The 18,478-nt window shown below is 62.3% G+C and carries 14 protein-coding genes; 7 read left to right on the forward strand and 7 right to left on the reverse strand.

Features of this window, described 5'->3' with window-relative positions; genetic code table 11:
- Positions 1 to 79 precede the first annotated feature (79 nt).
- A complete protein-coding gene (locus AMK00_RS29785; protein WP_064812947.1) occupies positions 80 to 2,545 on the reverse strand; it encodes a glycoside hydrolase family 3 C-terminal domain-containing protein in 2,466 nt (821 codons plus the stop codon).
- A 175-nt stretch (positions 2,546 to 2,720) separates the two neighbouring features.
- Between AMK00_RS29785 and AMK00_RS29790 the strand changes: the two genes are divergently transcribed.
- A complete protein-coding gene (locus AMK00_RS29790; protein ID WP_064812949.1) occupies positions 2,721 to 3,350 on the forward strand; it encodes a TetR/AcrR family transcriptional regulator in 630 nt (209 codons plus the stop codon).
- Here AMK00_RS29790 and AMK00_RS29795 read toward each other — a convergent pair.
- Positions 3,308 to 4,192 carry an alpha/beta hydrolase gene (locus AMK00_RS29795; RefSeq protein ID WP_064812951.1) on the reverse strand — a complete coding sequence of 295 codons (885 nt, stop codon included), beginning with the start codon at positions 4,190 to 4,192 and terminating at the stop codon, positions 3,308 to 3,310. The two genes, AMK00_RS29790 and AMK00_RS29795, sit on opposite strands and share 43 nt — an antisense overlap.
- A 132-nt stretch (positions 4,193 to 4,324) precedes the next feature.
- Between AMK00_RS29795 and AMK00_RS29800 the strand changes: the two genes are divergently transcribed.
- Positions 4,325 to 5,248, forward strand: a complete 924-nt coding sequence (locus AMK00_RS29800) for a LysR family transcriptional regulator (RefSeq protein WP_064812953.1) — start codon at positions 4,325 to 4,327, stop codon at positions 5,246 to 5,248.
- 66 nt (positions 5,249 to 5,314) lie between these two features.
- Here the strand turns inward: AMK00_RS29800 and AMK00_RS29805 are convergent, their stop codons facing one another.
- The 3 genes from AMK00_RS29805 to AMK00_RS29815 form a co-directional block, all read right to left on the reverse strand.
- Entirely contained in the window at positions 5,315 to 6,199 is an 885-nt protein-coding gene (locus tag AMK00_RS29805; protein WP_064812955.1) for a DUF6030 family protein, read from the reverse strand.
- A gap of 281 nt (positions 6,200 to 6,480) precedes the next feature.
- Entirely contained in the window at positions 6,481 to 7,203 is a 723-nt protein-coding gene (locus AMK00_RS29810; RefSeq protein ID WP_064807889.1) for a response regulator transcription factor, read from the reverse strand.
- A 13-nt stretch (positions 7,204 to 7,216) separates the two neighbouring features.
- Positions 7,217 to 8,455 carry a GAF domain-containing sensor histidine kinase gene (locus AMK00_RS29815; protein WP_064812957.1) on the reverse strand — a complete coding sequence of 413 codons (1,239 nt, stop codon included), beginning with the start codon at positions 8,453 to 8,455 and terminating at the stop codon, positions 7,217 to 7,219.
- Between the two features lie 278 nt (positions 8,456 to 8,733).
- On the opposite strand from AMK00_RS29815, the gene AMK00_RS29820 reads away from it, so the two are divergent.
- From AMK00_RS29820 to AMK00_RS29840, 5 genes are all read left to right on the forward strand, one after another.
- The gene (locus AMK00_RS29820; RefSeq protein ID WP_064812959.1) at positions 8,734 to 9,750 is read left to right on the forward strand and encodes an ABC transporter substrate-binding protein; all 1,017 of its coding nucleotides are present in this window, start codon (positions 8,734 to 8,736) and stop codon (positions 9,748 to 9,750) included.
- A 69-nt stretch (positions 9,751 to 9,819) separates the two neighbouring features.
- Positions 9,820 to 11,271, forward strand: coding sequence for a sugar ABC transporter ATP-binding protein (locus tag AMK00_RS29825; RefSeq protein WP_064812961.1), 1,452 nt, complete (start codon positions 9,820 to 9,822; stop codon positions 11,269 to 11,271).
- Complete coding sequence (locus AMK00_RS29830; RefSeq protein WP_064812963.1) at positions 11,268 to 12,218, forward strand: ABC transporter permease; 951 nt, start codon at positions 11,268 to 11,270, stop codon at positions 12,216 to 12,218. Before AMK00_RS29825 ends, AMK00_RS29830 begins: the two co-directional genes overlap by 4 nt.
- Positions 12,215 to 13,165: an ABC transporter permease gene (locus tag AMK00_RS29835; protein ID WP_064812965.1), complete on the forward strand. Its 951-nt coding sequence runs from the start codon at positions 12,215 to 12,217 to the stop codon at positions 13,163 to 13,165. Before AMK00_RS29830 ends, AMK00_RS29835 begins: the two co-directional genes overlap by 4 nt.
- A 14-nt stretch (positions 13,166 to 13,179) precedes the next feature.
- A complete protein-coding gene (locus AMK00_RS29840) occupies positions 13,180 to 14,094 on the forward strand; it encodes an SMP-30/gluconolactonase/LRE family protein (protein WP_064812967.1) in 915 nt (304 codons plus the stop codon).
- A 215-nt stretch (positions 14,095 to 14,309) separates the two neighbouring features.
- Here the strand turns inward: AMK00_RS29840 and AMK00_RS29845 are convergent, their stop codons facing one another.
- Together AMK00_RS29845 and rnk are read right to left on the reverse strand one after the other, a co-directional pair.
- Positions 14,310 to 17,336 carry an alpha-mannosidase gene (locus AMK00_RS29845; protein WP_064812969.1) on the reverse strand — a complete coding sequence of 1,009 codons (3,027 nt, stop codon included), beginning with the start codon at positions 17,334 to 17,336 and terminating at the stop codon, positions 14,310 to 14,312.
- Between the two features lie 676 nt (positions 17,337 to 18,012).
- A complete protein-coding gene (gene rnk, locus AMK00_RS29850) occupies positions 18,013 to 18,474 on the reverse strand; it encodes a nucleoside diphosphate kinase regulator (protein WP_082240399.1) in 462 nt (153 codons plus the stop codon).
- Between the last annotated feature and the right edge of the window lie 4 nt (positions 18,475 to 18,478).

Raw genomic sequence — 18,478 nt, forward strand, 5'->3', positions numbered from 1 at the left:
TTATCCGGCAGGCCGGAAAGCCTCTTAATCACTGTTTTCATTCACCTAAATCGATGGCGCGTGACCGTCTCGACATGAGTCATGCGGTCGACGGTGGCAGCACGTAGCCGGCTGGCGACGGCAGGTGGATCACGGATCTTGTGTCGGCGGCATTCGCCGCCAGGACCAGCTGATAACCACCCGGTTCGGCCCGGAAGGCGCCGGCCTCGATATCGAAATAGGCCAGATCGCGCGGCAGAACCTTCATGACGGCCGTGCCTGTTTCGCCGGGTTGCAGCGACAGCTTTGCGAAGGCGCGCAGTTCCTTGTCCGGCCGTTCCACTTTCGCCTTCGGCGAGCGCACATAAAGCTGAACCAGCTCCGAGCCGGGGCGGTCGCCTGTATTGGTCACCTCGAGGCTGACGGTTATGCCGTCCGGTCCCATTTCACGCACCGAAATCCGCGGCTCGCCCCAGCGGAAACTCGTATAGCCGAGGCCGAAGCCGAAGGGGAAAAGTGGCTCGACGGCGCTGATATCGTGATGGCGGTAGCCGACGAAGACGCCTTCGGCATAATGCACATGCCCGTCCTTACCGGGATAAACGGCAGGATCGCCTGTGATGGCGGAATTGTCGGTCAGGGTCTTCGGGAAGGTCTGCGGCAGGCGGCCGCCCGGCTCGGCGTCGCCGAACAACACATCGGCGACGGCGTTACCGAGTTCCTGGCCGGGATACCACATTTGCAGCACGGCGCGGACCTTGCCGAGCCAAGGCATCTCAATGGGGCCGCCGGTCTGCAGCACGATCACGGTGTTGGCGTTGGCGGCTGCGACCTTCTCGATCAGTTCTTCCTGCCGGCCCGGCAGCCGCATATCGGGCAGATCAAGCCCTTCCGTGTCCCACTCGCCATCGCGGCCGACGAAGAGCAGTGCCACATCGGCATTGCGGGCGCTTTCGACGGCGGCCGCGATATCGGCGTCGCCGAGCGGCTTTTCGACACCGAAACGGACGGCGATGAGGTTGATCCCCTCCTCGCTCGCCATGGACGGTTCATATTCGACGGTGATTTCGTAGGAACGGCCCGCTTCGAGCGTCGCCGCGCCGCGCTGTTCATCATTGGCGGTGCCGAAATAATTCTCGCCGCGCGTCCAGCCCTCATGGCCGTCGACCATGAGCCTGCCATCGACGAAGAGCCGCGCCAGCCCGGCATTGGTCATGCCGAAGACATGTTCGCCACTCTCCTCCGGTGCATACTGCATCACCATCCGAGCGGAGAAATCGGCGGGGTCGAGTTCTTCCGACGGCAGCTCGAACCAGAAGAATTCGCCCTTGTCGACGGTCTCGACATGAAGCGGATCGCCGCTGCAGCCGCGCCCCTTGAAATATTCGACGGTGATCTTTCCCTTGAACACGTCGATCAGCCGGTTATGGCGGCAGCCGACCGCGTGGCTGATGCTGTTGGCATTGGAAAGGGCGGCGCGAATGCCTTCGAGCGGGCTCACCGTGTAATGCGCTGCGATCTGCGCGCTGCCGCCGCCCATGACACGGGCCGTGGCCGCATTCGGTCCGATGACGGCGATCCGGTCGAGCGACGTCTTGGCAAGCGGCAGCATGCCGTCATTCTTGAGGAGCACCGCGCCTTCGGCGCCGAGACGCCGGATCAGCGCCCGATCTTCCGGCAAGTCAACCGCCCGCTCGGCAAGATCGGGTTTGCTCTTAAATGCGCCGACCCTCTCGAGCAGCAGCAACATGCGCCGTGCTGCCGCACGCACCGTCGCTGCTTCCACCTTGCCCTCGCGCACGGCTGCAACCAATTTCTCGCCGCGGTCGCGCGCCGGGCCGGGCATTTCGAGATCGAGGCCGGCATTGATCGTCTCGGCTGTCGAATGCGAGCCGAACCAATCGGACATGACGATGCCGTCGAAGCCCCATTCCTCGCGCAGCACCTTGGTCAGCAGCCAGTGATGCTCGCTCGTATAGGTGCCGTTGAGGCGGTTATAGGAGGACATGACGGCCATCACGCCGGCGCGGCACACCGCCTGCTCGAAGGGCGCAAGGTAGATTTCGCGCAGCGTCCGCTCGTCGATGTCTGACGATATGGTCTGCCGCTCGATCTCGGATTCATTGCCGGCGAAGTGTTTGATCGTTGCGGCAACACCCTCACTCTGCACGCCCTCGATATAAGCGACGGCGAGTTCTGATGTCAGCATCGGATCTTCGGAATAACATTCGAAATTACGGCCGTTGAGACCGGAGCGGTGGATATTCACCGTCGGCGCGAGCAGCACGGCCGCTCCCTTGCTCTTGGCCTGGCGCGCAAGGGAAGCGCCCATCTGCCTGACGAGATCCGGATTCCAGCTGGCGCCGAGCGCGATGGCCACGGGAAAGCAGGTCGCCTTGACGCCGGCGACCAGCGAGCCCGCGCCGCGGGCGCCGTTCGGCCCGTCCGTCACCTTGATCTTCGGCACGCCGAGACGCTCGACAGGCACAGTCGTCCAGAAATCGGCACCTGACAGCAAGGAGACCTGTTCTTCGAGCGTCATCCTGTCGAGAATGGAATCGATCATGCAAACCTCCCGTTCGTTCAAAGACTGCCAGCATCGCGCCTGTTAAACCTACCGATTACTCGGTATTTTTAAGATGTCAAGCTGACGGACCTGATGTAAGAAAGAAGCAGAGGAGATATCGGCCAGAGCATTGCGGATCGGCGCATCGCCGTTAAAAGAGCCGACCGGAGAAACGATGGCAGAACAGAAGGTGGAACAGCAAGAGAAACGACGGCGCCGTTCCCGCAAGGGAGAAGAGCGCCGCGCGGAAATCCTAGCGGCGGCGATGCGGCGCTTTGCCGAGGACGGCTATCAGAATGCCGCGATCGGCGATATCGCCCGGGATGTCGGCCTGTCACTGCCCGGCCTGCTGCACCATTTCCCGACAAAGGTCGATCTGCTGCTCGCCATCCTCGCCAAGCGCGATGTCGATAGCGCCGATTTTATCGGGCACTATCGCTCCGATGTCAGCGGCCTGCTGAAAGGCATGGTCGAAATCTTCCGCCGCAACGCCGGAATGATCGAGGTCATCCGAGCCTTCGCCATTCTGAATGCCGAGAGCCTGATGAAGGACCACCCCGCCAAGGCGTGGTTTCTCGCTCGCACCACGGAGATGCAGAACGATATCGCCGCGACCTTCGAGCGGGCGATCGCCGATGGCTCGATCGACAAGAGGATCGACAGCAAAACGATGGCCGCGGAACTGATCGCGGTGATGGACGGCCTGCAGATGCTGTGGCTGCGCGATCCCGATCGCTTCGACATGATCGGCGGCCTGAAAGCCTATGTCGGCCGCCTGCTGGCGAGCCTCGGCTTGGAGGGCTGACCCCCCTCTTCATCGAAGCGCGCAAGCCAGATCATGATGCGGCTGACGGCTTCGTGGTATCTTTGCCCGACCAGCAAGCCTGTATGCGTCGTGCCCCAGAGACAAAGATACTCACCGCCGATGTGCCGTGCCATCGCCTGCCCTCGCTGGTCGGCGGCGGCGTCGTTGACAGCTGAGATGACCAGGCTGGGGCAGGTGATCTTGCCGCCGTCGATGGAAATCCCCTCGGCTCCGAAATGGAAGGAAAAGGCACGGAAAGCTCTGGCAGATTCCATGGACAGGTATTTCCGCTGGAAGGCGATATCGTCGGGCGTTTCGTCGGGGCTGGATTGCTCGTCACGCACCGGCGCGGGAATAACGACGCCAGGTATCTCAGGCGCAAGATCCTGGTAGGGCACCTCGTCATGCACCTCCCTGGAGATGCTGGAATCGATCAGCACCAGCCCGGCAATGCCAACGCTTTCCGCCAGTTTCTGACTGAGGAGTCCACCCATGCTGAAACCGATCACAACAGGAGCGGCGGCACGTTGCTCGGCGATTGCGGAAATCGCCTCACGAATGTCGTCCAGATAGTGCTCGAATTCGACCTTCGTGAAATCCACCGACCGGCTTTTGTAATGACCTCGCAGATTGATACAGTAGGAGTCCCATCCCGCCGCCATGAAGTGCGGAATATATTTGCTCCACATCCAGCTGCCGGTGAAGGCGCCATGAATGAAAAGCAGGGGCGGTCGATCGGCCTCATCCAGGCGGTTGTTCCCAGGAAAGATTTCCAGGAACAGGTCGTTCTCGCCAATGTATCTTGTCCTGTGCTCCGGTAATTCTTTCGTGTAGTCCCGCATGCCATCCACTCCTTGATCTCGGCAGGCCCATCCTTCCGGCTTTCGAGACAAAGGATATTTGTTACGCAATGTTGATCAATTCCGGTGCGTGGACTTACATAAAGGACAAAATGTCTCCAATCGGATTTTGCCATGGATAGTCTCGCCAGCGTCTTCGCCTTCGTACATGCGGCCGAACAGCAGAGTTATGTCGCAGCCGCGCGCATTGCCGGCGTCTCGCCGTCTGCGATTGGAAAGGCGGTGGCGCGTCTGGAAAGCCGGCTCGGCGTGCGGCTCTTCAACCGAACGACCCGCAGCATCAGCCTGACCGAGGAAGGGGCTGTTCTCTACGAGCGCTACAAACGCATCATCGACGATATGCAGGACGTAGAGGCAACCCTGTCGAAAAGCCGGGAAAGCCCGAGGGGGCGCCTGCGCGTCAGCGTCCCACATATCGTCGGGCATCATCTGCTGATGCCGATGCTGCCGGCCTTTGCCGAGCGCTTCCCGGAGATCGAGCTGGATGTGGATTTCGAAGATAGGCTCATAGACCTGGTTGCGGAAGGTCTGGATGTCGTGGTGCGCAGCGGCGAACTTGCCGATGCGCGGCTGATCGCCCGCCATCTCGGCGATCAGCATTTCGTCGTGTGCGGCAGTCCCGATTATTTCGAGCGCCGTGGACGGCCTGAGACGCCAGGCGATCTCTTCAGGCATGCCTGCATTCACTTCAAATATCCATCCAGCGGCCGCGTCGCGCCCTGGGCATTCAGCGCGCCGTACGAGCGACTGCTTCTGCCGAAAAGCCTAACATTCAACAACACGGATGCAGGGCTGCGGGCAGCACAGGATGGTTTGGGCCTCGCCCACCTGCCCGTTTATGTCGCGGCATCGCACATGCGAGCGGGAAGGCTGATCCCCGTCCTCACCTCCTTCATGGTGCCCTTCGGTTCACTCTCGCTCGTCTGGCCGTCCAATCGCCAGCTTTCGCCCAAAGTCCGCGCTTTCGTGGATTTCGTCGTCGAGAACTGTACCGCCCGAGCCGACGCTTTTCGACCGGCAGCCAGCCTGTCGCGCTGATCCGCTGGCGCGCCATATCCGAAGCGGGTGCACTTTCCCTACTCACAAGGCTGGGGGCTTTGAAGCTCAGCCGCAGTTCCGGCTTGGTTTTGGATCGGAGCCGGCACTTGCTCCGCCATTGAGTGCCATTGGCTGATCTGAACGCGCCGTTGCGATCGATGCGGATGATGTCCGCGGGATGCGCGCATCCGTCGTGGCCAGCCAGCGGTCTGCCGAAAAATACGCCCTGGTTCTTGCCTGCGAACCTGGAGCTGCCTTGAGGCCTAGAGCAAAACTAAATCTGTTTTCGCTGCCGGCTTCGCGCGTGAAGCTGAGATAAGAGCCGAATCGTTCGGCTTCGACATCGCGAAGGCTTTGGATCGACGCAAGCGCATCTTCAAAATCTCGCCAGCACGCCTGCTTCACAATGATCTCGAAAATGCGCAGCACTTCAGGGGCGAGAAGTCCCTCAGCATCAATCTTTGGTCCGACGATCTTGGCGCGGATCTCAACAATATTACCCGTCCCATCTCCACGAACCCTGAGGAAGGTCGAGCTGAGCGGCCGCGCCTCGTCCCGTTCGTAGATGCGCTGAAAATAACACTCATAATCGCGATTGCGCATCGATGCGGCTTTCCATTCGCTCACCTCTATGCCCGCCTCTCGAAGAGCGCCGCAAATATTGGCGCCCGAGACCAACCACATCCGCAGAAACTGACTTGCCAGGTCGAGCTTTGGGAGCTCCATCAGATGCCGCGATATCGATATCGTCGGACGAGGAGAAGAAGCAGCCGGATCAGAGCGGACGGCTAAGCGTGCGGAAGGGGCAGCCTTGTTGGGCGCTCGATTTTCAAAATCTTCGGTCGGAGCTTCGGATCGGCGGATGTCAATGTAAGAAACGGCGATGGTTGCAACAACCAAGGCGAGTACCAACAGCGCTGACCGACGTAACGAGCGCCGGTTGCCCAGCAACGGGAACTTCCAGCGCGGGGATGGGCCGTCGCTGGAAGAACCGGCTGAGAGCAATTTATTCACTGCGTTGCCTCGCAAGCTTGCGACCAGCGGTGTCGGTCGGCGCCTGGTCAATCCCCGTGGCCAATCCTTTGAGGCGAGCAACGATGTGAAAGCGCTACAGCCGGCTCACCTTCGAAACCGCGATTTTGATGTGGAGTGTATCCAGCGTCAAGCAGGAGCCCTGAAACGGCTGCGCCCCAAAAGAAAAGCTCGCCTATGTCGCCGATCTCTTCGGGAAATTACTTTCCATCAAGCCATTCCTGCAGCTCCGCCTCAGCGCGTTCTAGAGCGCTGTAATTCAGAAGTTTACGCAAGAAAGCAATCGTGACAGCGCGGGCGCGGAGATTGAAGCGGCCGTCCTCGTGGTCGTCGCCAGCCGTCTGATAGACGTCGAGCTTGTCGTAGAGCTGCTGCAGGCGGTTCTGCACGCTGCGCAGCGACAGGCTCCGGCGTTTGGCGATCGCCCGGTCAGTCAGACCGAGGGCTATGTCGACGAGGATCTCGTATTCGGAATCGGTGAAGCCGTTGGTCTGACCGAGGCTCTTCTGCTGCAGACCACGCACCTCGCGGTCGATGACACACTGGCTCTCGATGAAGATCGAGCGCAGCGCAAGCTTCAACCGCTCGTCGGAGGCGGATTTCAGCACATAGCCATAGGCGGCGCCATCCGGCACGATGCGCGAGACACCGCGCACATAAGCCTCATCCGAATAGTTCGACCAGAACAGGATGCGGGTCTCCGGCCGCTCCTTCCAGATCGTGCGCGCCGCCTCGATGCCGTTGCGGCTCGCCATCTGCAGATCCATGACGATATGCGCAGACTTGTGGTCGCGGGCGAGCTTCTCACCGACGGTTCCGTTCTCCGCCTCGATCACCGTGTCGCATTCCGGCAGGGCGGCGTTAACAGCCTCGTGCAGGTAGGACCGGTGCAGCGGGTCGTCCTCGACGATCAGAACTTTCATCGTGTCTTTCTCCTCAGTCTGGCTCGCGCGCCGTGCCGTTCGGCGCCAGCGGCAGCACGACGCGCACCGCGGTCCCGCGATTGTTATGGCCGGGGCCGATCGTGAAGCGCGCCGAGATAAGCCGCGCGCGGGTCTTCATATTGTCGATGCCGCCGCCGATCCGTCCTCGCGTCTTGGCAAGGCCAGCCCCATCGTCGGAGATTTCGATCGACAGCTGTTCGTCGTCCGCTTCGAGCCGCACCATGATCGCCAGCGGGGCGGCATGGCGCACGGCATTGTTGATCGCTTCCTGCGCAATGCGGAACAAGGCGACGCTGACGGTCGGTTCCAGCCTTTCCAGCGCGCCGTTCGTCTCGTCGACAAGGCCCCATTCGATGCCCGATCCGGTATCGCGGGTCGATCGGTCGAGATGATGCTCGATCGCCTGCGCGAGGCCGAAGAGCTGGAGCACGGAGGGTTTTGCCTGCTCGATGATCTGCCGCAGATCCTGCATGCAATGCTGCAGGGACCGCGAAACGGGTTCGAGCGCCTCGGGCGTCACCTCGCCGTTACGCGACAACCGATCGATCCGCCGAGCGAGCCGCGTCAGGTCGGCAAGCGTCTGGTCGTGAAGGTCCATGCCGATCCGCTGGCGTTCCTGCTCCAGGGCTTCGGTCAGCTTCAGGGCGCCCTGACGCAGCCCCTCTTCGCGGGCGCGGGCTTCGGCCTCCACGATCGCCGAGCGCTGCGCTTGCTCGGCCGCCTGCAGCGCGAAGAAATAGGGCGTCAGCAGATCGGCGATGATGCGGGCGCGCTCGACATCTTCCATCGTATAGACGCCCGCTCTGTGAGAAGAGCAGGAAAGTGCTGCAATGATCGTGCCCTGCACCTTCATGGGAACATGCAGCCGGCTCCTCAGCGATTGCTCGACAATCGGCCGCTTGAAGGCGCCCTCGAAATGAAAGCGCGGATCTTTCATGGCGTCGTCCGAGAGCAGAAAGTCGACCTCACCCCGCAGGAGCGAGCGGATGGGGCTGTTGATAACGGGCGCACCGGCAATCTCGCCCCAGGCGGTCTCGATGCCCGTCTCATAGGCCGTGTGATAGTTGCCGCCTTCGAGCAGCACGCAGACGTCGAGATGGTCGTGCGGGATAATGTGGGCGACCTCGGCGGCGACGGAACGGATGGCCGAGCGGAAGTCGAGCTGGCCCGCGAGCAGCCGCGAAATGCCGAGATAGTGGTCGAACAGGGCTGCCGGTGCAAGATGCAGCATTGTCAGTTCCTCCCGTCACGACAGACTCCTCAACCTGTCGAGATCATATCCCAGTAAGCGCCCGCAAGTGGGCCGCCGTCTTGCGTAAACCCGCAGCTTGTCGCGCAAAACCCGCAAACGAGTTGCTGCCTTGCCCCTGTACAGGTCGGCCGATCTCCCGCATCCTGCCCTTACTGAGAGGAGGAAGCTCAGTTCAAGAACAATTTTCACTCGAGGCCCGCTTGAGCCGGCAGGAGTGAAGCGATCCGCCGACCGGCGCGATCATGAGGGAGGAAGAGATGACAATCCGTAAGATGCTTCTGGCATCGGCCGCTATTGCTTGCGCCGCCATGCCCGTTTCCGCCTTTGCCGACACGTCGGCCAAGAAGATCGCCCTTTCCAACAACTACGCCGGAAACTCCTGGCGTCAGGCCATGCTGACGAGCTGGGGCAAGGTGACGAGCGAGGCCGTAAAGGCTGGCGTCGTTGCCGCCGCCGACCCTTTCACCACCGCCGAGAACCAGGCGACAGAACAGGCGGCGCAGATCCAGAACATGATCCTGCAGGGCTATGACGCGATCGTGCTGAACGCCGCCTCGCCGACGGCGCTGAACGGCGCCGTCAAGGAAGCCTGCGACGCCGGCATTACAGTCGTTTCCTTCGACGGCATCGTGACCGAACCCTGCGCCTGGCGTATCGCCGTCAATTTCAAGGAAATGGGCCGCAGCGAGGTCGAGTATTTGTCGAAGAAGCTGCCCGCTGGCGGCAACCTGCTCGAGATCCGCGGCCTTGCCGGCGTCTTCGTCGACGACGAGATCTCGGCCGGCATCCATGACGGCGTCAAGCAGTTCCCGCAGTTCAAGATCGTCGGCTCCGTGCACGGAGACTGGGCGCAGGACGTGGCGCAGAAGGCCGTTGCCGGTATCCTGCCGAGCCTACCCGATATTGTCGGCGTGGTGACGCAGGGCGGTGACGGTTATGGCGCCGCGCAGGCGATTGCCGCGACCGACCGGAAGATGCCGACCATCATCATGGGCAACCGCGAAGACGAGCTGAAGTGGTGGAAGGAGCAGAAGGACGCCAAGGGCTACGAGACGATGTCGGTGTCCATCGCGCCTGGCGTCTCCACCCTCGCCTTCTGGGTCGCCCAGCAGATCCTCGACGGCAAGCAGGTCAAGAAGGATCTCGTCGTGCCCTTCCTGCGCATCGACCAGGACAATCTGGAAACAAACCTCGCCAACACCCAGGCCGGCGGCGTCGCTAATGTGGAATACACGCAGGCAGACGCGATCAAGGTCATCGAGTCGGCAAAATAACTCTCCCGGCGACTGCCGTGGGCGAAAGCGGCCGCGCGGCAGTCCTTCCGAGCAGATGTGGCGGGTAGCATGGATGAGGTTATGAAGGCGGTGATCGCCGTCGATGGCGCCAAGGTGAGTTTCGGCGCGGTCAGGGCGCTTGACGGCGTCACGCTCCGCGTCATGCCGGGCGAATGCGTCGGGCTGGTCGGGCACAATGGAGCCGGCAAGTCCACCATCGTCAGCGTCATCAACGGCGGCCTCACGCCTCATGAAGGAAGTGTGGCGAGCGATGGCGAGCGGCTGGAGCGTTACGGCATTAATGCGGCGCGCGCCCGCGGCGTGCGCTGCGTCTTCCAGGAGCTGTCGCTCTGCCCCAATCTCTCCATCGTCGAGAATACACGCATCATGCATCGCGATCTCGGCGGCTTCGGCTGGCGCAGACGCGCCGCAAGAATTATCGAGAAGAGCCTCGATGCGGTCTTTCCTGGCCACGGCATCGACAGCGACCGGGCCGTCGGTGATCTCTCGATCGCCGAGCGGCAGATGGTCGAGATAGCGATGGCCTTTTCCGACGCCGGCATTGCGCCGCGGCTGGTGATTCTCGACGAACCGACCTCCTCGCTCGATGCGAGCCTCGCCCGCCAGATGCTAGACCATGTCCGCCGCTTCGTCGCAGCCGGCGGCTCCGTCATCTTCATCTCGCATATCCTGCACGAGATTCTGGAAACCTCCGACCGCATCGTCGTCATGAAGGACGGCCGCGTCGTTGCCGAACGTCCCGCCTACGGTTTTGACCATCACGGCCTTGTTGAGGCCATGGGCACGGTTGCGAAGGAGGAGATGGGCCAGCGCCCGGTGCGCGAGCAAACCACCGCTCCGCTCATTCTGTCCCATCAGACGGTGGGCCGCACCTTTTCAGCCCGCAAGGGCGAGATCATTGGGTTGGCGGGGCTCGCCGGCCACGGGCAGACTGAGCTCCTGCTTGCCCTGCATGCAGCCCAATCCGGAAATTGGCTGCCTGAGCGAGATCCGCTCGTCACCTTCGTCGCCGGCGACCGCCGCCTGAACGGCGTCTTCGAACTGTGGAGTATTCTGCGCAACTTCTCCGTCGCCTCGCTCGGTGACCTGTCGCGACGCGGCCTCATTCTCGCGGACGAAGAGGAGGCCAAGGGTGCGGACTGGAAGCGGCGGATCGAGATCCGCACGCCCGATATGGAAAACCGCATCCTGTCGCTTTCCGGCGGCAACCAGCAGAAGGTGCTCTTCGCCCGCGCCCTTGCCACACGCGCGCCCATCGTCCTGATGGACGATCCGATGCGCGGTGTCGACGTCGGGACCAAGCAGGAGGTTTACGCCATTATTCGCGACGAGGCTTCGCAGGGCCGCACCTTTATCTGGTATTCGACCGAAATGGACGAGGTGCGCCTCTGCGACCGCGTCTATGTCTTCCGCGAAGGCCGCATCACCGCCGAACTCGCCGGCGACGCCGTCAACGAGACGAATATCATCGCCGCCTCCTTCGAAGGGGTCGCCGCATGACGGCCCGGCTCTCGTCCGACGCCATGCGTCTTGCCATTCCCGCTTTGTCGCTGACCCTGCTGCTCGCCGCCGTCTTCTGGCTGCAGCCGCGCGCCATGAGCTATGTCGGGCTCAACCTGCTGTTCAATCTGGCCGTGCCGATCGCACTTGCGACGATCGCGCAGATGCTTGTCATGGCGGTGAACGATCTCGATCTGTCGATGGGCACCTTCGTCAGCTTCGTCGCCTGTGTGAGCGCTACCTTTCTGCGCGATGACCCGGCGACCGGCATCCTGATCCTTGCGGGAGCGATCGCGGCCTATGCGGGCCTCGGCGTCATCATCTACCTGCGCGACCTGCCGTCCATCGTCGTCACTCTCGGCATGAGCTTCGTCTGGGGTGGCCTTGCCGTTCTATTGCTGCCGGCGCCGGGCGGGCAGGCGCCGGATTGGGTGCGCTCTCTGATGACCGTCAAGCCGCCGCTGGCGCCGATGGCGATCGTCGCCAGCATCATCATCGCCGCCGTCGCCCATCTTCTCGTCATGCGGTCTTCCCTGGGCGTGCTGATCCGCGGCATCGGCGGCAACCAGCGCTCAGTCGAGCGGGCCGGCTGGTCGATTGTCGGGGCACGGGCCATCGCCTATGGGCTTGCCGGCTTCTTCGCGGTGCTTGCCGGCATCGCTCTCGTCGGCCTCACCACCTCGGCCGATGCCAATATCGCGCTGCGTTATACGCTGCTGTCGATCGCCGGCGTGATCCTCGGCGGCGGCGAGTTCATCGGCGGCCGCGTCTCCCCTGTCGGCGCCGTCATCGGTGCGCTGACGCTGACGCTCGCCGGCTCATTCCTGTCCTTCCTGCGCATCTCGCCGGATTGGCAGATCGGAGCCCAGGGCGCGATCCTGATCATCGTGCTCGCGCTGCGCCTGATGCTGAACCGCCTGGAGAAACGGGAGAAACGCCGCCGATGACTCCCCTTCTCGGCCTTTTCGGCAAACCCTGGATCTGGTCATGGCTTGCCGCTTTCATCGTCTGGTTCCTGACGATCATGGTGACGCTTGGCGCCAGTACGCTCGGCCTGTCGCAGGCGGCACTCACCTTCGCCGCCTTCTCGGCGATCGTCGGCATCGGCCAGATGTTCGTCATCACGCTCGGTCCCGGCAATATCGATCTGTCGGTTCCCGCCACCATGACACTTGCCGGCACGGTGGCGCTGAAGCTGATGAATGTCGAAAACGGCTTGATCCTGCCCGGTCTTCTTGTCGCCATCCTCATCGGCCTCGTCGTCGGCCTCGGCAACTATGCGCTGATCAAGGCGCTGCGCATTCCGCCGATCATCGCCACGCTTTCCGTGAGCTTCATCGTGCAGTCCGCGGCGATCTGGACGAACCGCGGCTTGCGCATCAAGCCGCCGAGCATGCTTGCGGAATTCACCACCTCGAACACGCTCGGCGTGCCGAACGTGGCGATCGTGGCGCTCCTCATCTCGCTTCTCGCCTGGTTCCTGCTCCATAAGACGATCTACGGGCGATGGATCTCGGCGATCGGCCAGAGCATGCCCGCCTCACGCATGGCCGGCATTCCGGTCGACGGCACGCGCTTCGTCACCTACCTCGTCTGCGCCGTGCTTGCATCCGTCGCGGGCTACCTGCTAGCTTGCTTCTCCGGCGGCGCAGCACTCAACATGGGCTCGGAATATCTGCTGACCTCGATTGCCGTCGTCGTGATCGGCGGCACGGCGGTGGCCGGCGGCGATTCCAACGTACCGGGCATCTGGGGCGCGTCGCTCTTCATGTTTCTGGTCGTCTCCATGCTCAATACCTATGGGTTCGGCGCAGGCGTCCGCCTCATCATGACCGGCCTCATCATCATCAGCGTGATCATGTTCGCCGGCGGTCGCCGGGCCGGCATGCGATAATTAGGAAGACCGCCATGGCCGAGGCCAGCATCTACGAAATCCACGACGCGCGCTTCCGGCAGTTGATCGTCACCAGCGCCGGCCTCGACGAACTCTATTCGGGCTGCCGCTGGGCGGAGGGTCCTGTCTGGTTCAACGATGCCAACCAGCTTCTGTGGAGCGACATTCCAAACCAGCGCATACTGCGATGGACGCCCGAGGGCGGCGTCTCCCTCTACCGGCAGCCATCCAACTTCACCAACGGCCACACGCGCGACCGCCAGGGCCGGCTCGTCTCCTGCGAACACGGCGGGCGCCGCGTCACGCGCACCGAGACCGACGGCTCGATCAGCGTGCTCGCCGACCGTTTCGAAGGCGCACGGCTCAATTCGCCGAATGACGTGGTGGTGAAATCGGACGGCACGATCTGGTTCACCGATCCGACCTACGGCATCATGTCGAATTATGAGGGCTATCAAGCCGAGCCCGAGCAGGCGACGCGCAACGTCTATCGGCTCGATCCGGCGACCGGTAAACTTGCGGCCGTCGTCACGGATTTCATCCAGCCGAACGGTCTCGCTTTCTCGCCTGACGAGATGATCCTCTACATCGCGGACTCGGCAGCAAGCCACGACGAAAGCCTGCCACGTCACATCCGCGCCTTCGACGTGATCGATGGCAGCAGGCTCGAAAACGGCCGCGTCTTCTGCCACATCGACAACGGCATTCCGGACGGCATCCGGACCGACGTCGATGGGAATCTCTGGTCGAGCGCCGGTGACGGCGTGCACTGCTTCGATCCGGCAGGCAAACTGATCGGCAAGATCCGCATCCCTCAGACCGTCGCCAATCTCACCTTTGGCGGCCCCGGACGCAACCGTCTGTTCATAGCCGCAACGCGCTCGCTTTATTCGCTCTATGTTGCCACGAGCGGTGCTCAAAGGCCGTGAGCCGGTGATAGCCACGTTCACGAGAGCCAAGCCGGGCGGGTTGAAAGCTGCCGCTCACATCGCCGAACTGATTGCCGTCTACTTAAGATGCTGCGGATAAGACGATAAGGATCGAATCAGGTCTTTCCGCTTGCTGACCGTTATCCGGAGTCATCGGACCTCGCTGACAAACGCCCGCCGCATCGCGCGGCGGTGCGTCATCTCGTAAATCAGAGTCAGGCCCTGTGCAGCCTCCAGGTCCGGATCTCAAAGGGCATGATGTCGGCGGGGCCCTTGCGCTCCATCGGCTCTTCTAGAATGTTGAGCGGCTGCGATGCGCTCCATCCGGAAGGCAGGCCGATGGAAAGCCGGCCGCGGCGGCCCGCCGGTTCGTAGAGGCGCAGGATCAGGCCCTCGCCCTCTTCCGCCGGCTTCAGGCCTGAGAAGGCGACGGGAATACCGTCAACGGCGAGCGGGGCGAAGGTGCCGGCCAAGAGGCCGCTGGCTTCCGCCGTGACAAGCGGCTGGTTCAGGTCGAGCGCCTCGTCGAGCACCCCGCCGTCATGCCAGGCGCCCTCATGCGGCATCAGCGCATAGGTGAAGCTCTGCTCGCCTTCATCGGCCAGCGGATCGGGATAGATCGGACCGCGCACCAGGCTCATGCCGATCACATTGCCGCGGGCGCTGTGGCCGTATTTGGCATTGTTGAGAAGCGCCACGCCGAAGCCCGGCTCGCTGAGGTCGACGAAGCGATGGGCGGCGGCCTCGAACATCGCCTGCTCCCAGGAGGTATTCGTATGCGTCGCCCGCTCAACCACGCCGAAGGCGCATTCGAAGGTCGCCTTGCGGGCCTTGACGTCGACCGGGTTCAGGGTGCGCAGCAGGGTGCGGCGGTCGTGCCAGTCGATGGTTGTTTCGATGTCGAGCCGCTTCGAATTGGCCGTCAAGACGTAGGTCTGCGTGACACTCGAATGCCGGTAGCGGTGAACGACGCGGATTGCCGCGCGGTGCGGGCCGCTTTCGACGAGACTGATGCTTTCGGGCGCCTCGAGCCGGACGCCCTTTTCGGCATAATCGGCGTCGACATCCCAGGCATCCCAGTTGCGCGGCTTATCGGCCGGATAGATCCAGAGCTGGTTGGCGGAGCCATCGACCGCTTCGCGGCCGCTCGCCTTGTGGATGAGACTGGCAACGGCTCCGTCCTTGCCGATGACGACCGAGAGATGATCGTTCTCGAGGCGATCGGTGCCGGCCTTCAGCCCACCCGCCGGCGTCAGTGCCTGCCTGTCGAAGACGGCGACCGACAAGGGAGCGACGATCTCGGCGGCCGAAAGCGTCGTGCCGTCGGCAAGTGTCGCGCTCACGGGCCGCGGCGCAAGTGAGGGATTGACGACGATGAGCGCGTCAGTGACCCCGCCTTTCGGCAGATTGGCCGAAAGCGCCTGCAAGGCCTTGGCCTGCTCGGCCTTGGCATGGTCGATGACGCCGCCGAGTTCCTGCTCCGCATCCTGATAGACTTCGCGGATGCTCGACCCTGGCAGGATGTCGTGGAACTCGTTCTTCAGCACTACGCGCCAATCCGCCTCCAGGCTTTTCGGCTTTTCGGCGCCGAGCATATGGGCGAGCGAAGCGAGCGTTTCGGCGGTGATCAGCGCGCGTTCGGCCTGGCGGTGCTTGCGCTTGACGCCGCTTTGCGTCGTCAGCGTGGCGCGGTGCAGTTCGAGATAGATTTCGCCGTCCCAGACGGGAAGCTTCTTCTCTGAAGCGCTGCGATGGGCCTGCTCGTAGAAGCCCTTGACCGTACCCCAGCGGGCCTGCGGAATGGCGGGAAAATCGCGCAGTTGCACTTCGCGCTCCACCATCTCGGGCGTCACGCCGCCGCCGCCGTCGCCGTATCCGACGGCGAGAAGCGAAGCGTGATGCTGCGTCTTACCGCGGAAATTCTTCCAGGTCGGCAAGTAGCAATCGGGCTGGACGAAGCCGTTATAGCCCTGCATCGGATTGTCGAAGGTGTGGGTCAGCACCTGGCTGCCGTCGAGGCCCTTCCACCAGAAGAGATCGGAGGGGATATGGTTGGTCTCGCTCCAATTGACCTTGATGGTGAAGAAGCTGTCGATGCCGCCCTGTCTCAGGATCTGCGGCAGCGCGCCGGAGAAGCCGAAGCAATCCGGCAGCCAGCAGACGGTGTGGCGCGCGCCGAAAGTTTTTTCGAAATAACGCTGGCCGTAGAGCACCTGGCGGGCGAGGCTTTCGCCGGTCGGCATATTGGTGTCGGGCTCGACCCACATGCCGCCGACGGTTTCCCACTTGCCCTCGGCGACCTTCTTCTTGATACGCTCGAGAAGCTCGGGATCTTCTTCCTCCATCTGCGCGTAATAATGGGCGGTCGACTGATTGAAGCGGAAATCCTCGGAGCGCTCCATCAGCGACAGCGCCGTGTTGAAGGTGCGCCGCATCTTCCGCCGCGTTTCGCGATAGGGCCAGAGCCAGGCGAGATCGATATGAGCATGGCCGGTCAGCACCAGTTCGCCATTCGGTGGGAAGCGCTTCTGTAGCTCCTTCAACCGCACCGTCAGGGTCTCGAAGGCAGAAGCCGCCGAAGCGCTCTGCTCGTCGGAGAGACCAGCCGGATCGGATACAAGCTCCGGCAGCTCCCAGATCTTCTGCTGCATGACGGCGCCCGACGTGCGGGAGATGTAGGCCGCCGTATCCGACGGCCAGTCAAGGCTGCGCAAGGCCTGCTCCGCGGCGCCGAGCAGATGCGGCACAACCTCATGCTCGCCGAGCGCGCCAATCGCCTCGGCGATCTGCTTCAGGAGAAGATGCAGGCGGTGAACGGGACCGTCGAGCCAGATCAGCCGGGCTTTGTTGAGCCTCGGAGCGCGGTTGGGCTCGCCGAAGGGAAAGCGAGCGACGCTTTCCGTCGCAATCGAGAAGCGGCGACCTTTCACCGGGAACTCCTGGTGATAAGGATCGAGGCCGAATGTTTCGCTCTGGCCATCGGGATAGCTGAGTGTGATCAGGCTCTCGCCACCGAGATCGAGCTGCAGGCGAATATCTTCGAGCCGCCAGTTCGCCGGCGCTTCGGCGCTCGCAGCAAAATTCACGACACCGTCACGATGCGGCCAGTGCTGGTGATGGGCGATCGGCTCGCCCTCGAAGGTCCAGCCATCGATCGTGCTGCTATGCCGGTCCCGCCAATGCGCGAGCTCGGCGATCCGGACCTTCAGACTGTCGAGGCGTTGGGCGATGGTGAGCGGCATGGCTTATCCTGTTCAAAAATCGGCGGCGCGCGATCGAAAATCATGGCTTTGGGAGATGAAGATGATGCGATAGGATCTCGAATGCAGGCCCTCCTCCCATCAGGTCCTGTCGACACTTAGATTAAGTAACTTTGATTTGGCGTCAAGCCGCAAAAGATCTTCTGTCCGAGATCGCCGATCTGCTAGTCTAGCGAAACTCTTTGGCTGGGGCGGTGTTCAGGAGCCGGGATGTCTGCGCGTCCGATCAGACGAAGCCAGATCAGGCATGGTGAGGGAGTCTCCCGCCTGAGCTGGTCCACCCGACGAGGCCCCCCAGCAATATTCAATCTCGACGTCAGAGAGCTGCGGAAACATGCTCACCATCAGTTGGCGCAGGCGAAATATACACCGCGCGATCACGCGCAGGAGCGCATCGAGCCGTGGAATTGGTTGAAATGTGACTCGGAAGTCTGTTGTCCCAGCTCGGTACTATCGGTGAAGGATTCAAATCTTTCCACTCCTAGAATCTGGGACGCGGCGGCCTGACGGTAAAGAGCCGATGCGTCAGCGGCAGGCGCTTGCCGCATGCCTACCTCCTCGCGAACAGCAGATCGCCCGGAATTCTGCTGCCGCTGCTCTCGCACGGTTTGGCGACCGCGCTTAAGCCGACGAGAACGGGTTCAAAAGTCAGCGATGATCATGGCTTCCCGCAAGACCTTTTGACGCTGCGGAGCAACCGGCACCCCTTAGCGCCCACCCTATGTCCGCAAATTGCCAACACCGTTAGCGTGTGCTGACTATCATCTCGTGCGGTCCAGCTCATTCTTTGGCCCTCGGATAAGCCGATAAGGGCAGTGCCTATGGGCGTCAGTACGGATATCTTTCCCTCGGAAATGTCGGCATCTTCCGGAAACACAAGCGTTACTGTGCGCTGAGTCCCGGCATCGGTTTCATATTCGATCGTCGAGCCCATCCGGGCGACCTTTTCAGGGATTGAGCCGTCCGGAACCACGCGTGCGCGTTCGAGCTCAAGAAGAAGGCCATCTGAAATTTCGGGAAGGCGATCAGCCACGGCGAGCGCAAGTTTGTTCAATCGCCGGTAATCCGTGTCGCCAATTGCGATTGGAGGCTTTCGTAGGGTCCGGCTTTGTGCTTTCATTCTT

Origin of the sequence: Rhizobium sp. N621, from assembly GCF_001664325.1 — a bacterium.
Classification (GTDB): Bacteria; Pseudomonadota; Alphaproteobacteria; order Rhizobiales; family Rhizobiaceae; genus Rhizobium; species Rhizobium esperanzae.

What these genes read in the sequence shown, in the direction of transcription:
- AMK00_RS29795 (WP_064812951.1), bottom strand. Translation starts at nt 4,192, where the DNA reads ATGCGGGACTACACGAAAGAATTACCGGAGCACAGGACAAGATACATT.
- AMK00_RS29790 (WP_064812949.1), top strand. Translation starts at nt 2,721, where the DNA reads ATGGCAGAACAGAAGGTGGAACAGCAAGAGAAACGACGGCGCCGTTCC.
- AMK00_RS29820 (WP_064812959.1), top strand. Translation starts at nt 8,734, where the DNA reads ATGACAATCCGTAAGATGCTTCTGGCATCGGCCGCTATTGCTTGCGCC.
- AMK00_RS29825 (WP_064812961.1), top strand. Translation starts at nt 9,820, where the DNA reads ATGGATGAGGTTATGAAGGCGGTGATCGCCGTCGATGGCGCCAAGGTG.
- AMK00_RS29815 (WP_064812957.1), bottom strand. Translation starts at nt 8,455, where the DNA reads ATGCTGCATCTTGCACCGGCAGCCCTGTTCGACCACTATCTCGGCATT.
- AMK00_RS29785 (WP_064812947.1), bottom strand. Translation starts at nt 2,545, where the DNA reads ATGATCGATTCCATTCTCGACAGGATGACGCTCGAAGAACAGGTCTCC.
- AMK00_RS29830 (WP_064812963.1), top strand. Translation starts at nt 11,268, where the DNA reads ATGACGGCCCGGCTCTCGTCCGACGCCATGCGTCTTGCCATTCCCGCT.
- AMK00_RS29840 (WP_064812967.1), top strand. Translation starts at nt 13,180, where the DNA reads ATGGCCGAGGCCAGCATCTACGAAATCCACGACGCGCGCTTCCGGCAG.
- AMK00_RS29845 (WP_064812969.1), bottom strand. Translation starts at nt 17,336, where the DNA reads ATGCCGCTCACCATCGCCCAACGCCTCGACAGTCTGAAGGTCCGGATC.
- rnk (WP_082240399.1), bottom strand. Translation starts at nt 18,474, where the DNA reads ATGAAAGCACAAAGCCGGACCCTACGAAAGCCTCCAATCGCAATTGGC.
- AMK00_RS29810 (WP_064807889.1), bottom strand. Translation starts at nt 7,203, where the DNA reads ATGAAAGTTCTGATCGTCGAGGACGACCCGCTGCACCGGTCCTACCTG.
- AMK00_RS29835 (WP_064812965.1), top strand. Translation starts at nt 12,215, where the DNA reads ATGACTCCCCTTCTCGGCCTTTTCGGCAAACCCTGGATCTGGTCATGG.
- AMK00_RS29800 (WP_064812953.1), top strand. Translation starts at nt 4,325, where the DNA reads ATGGATAGTCTCGCCAGCGTCTTCGCCTTCGTACATGCGGCCGAACAG.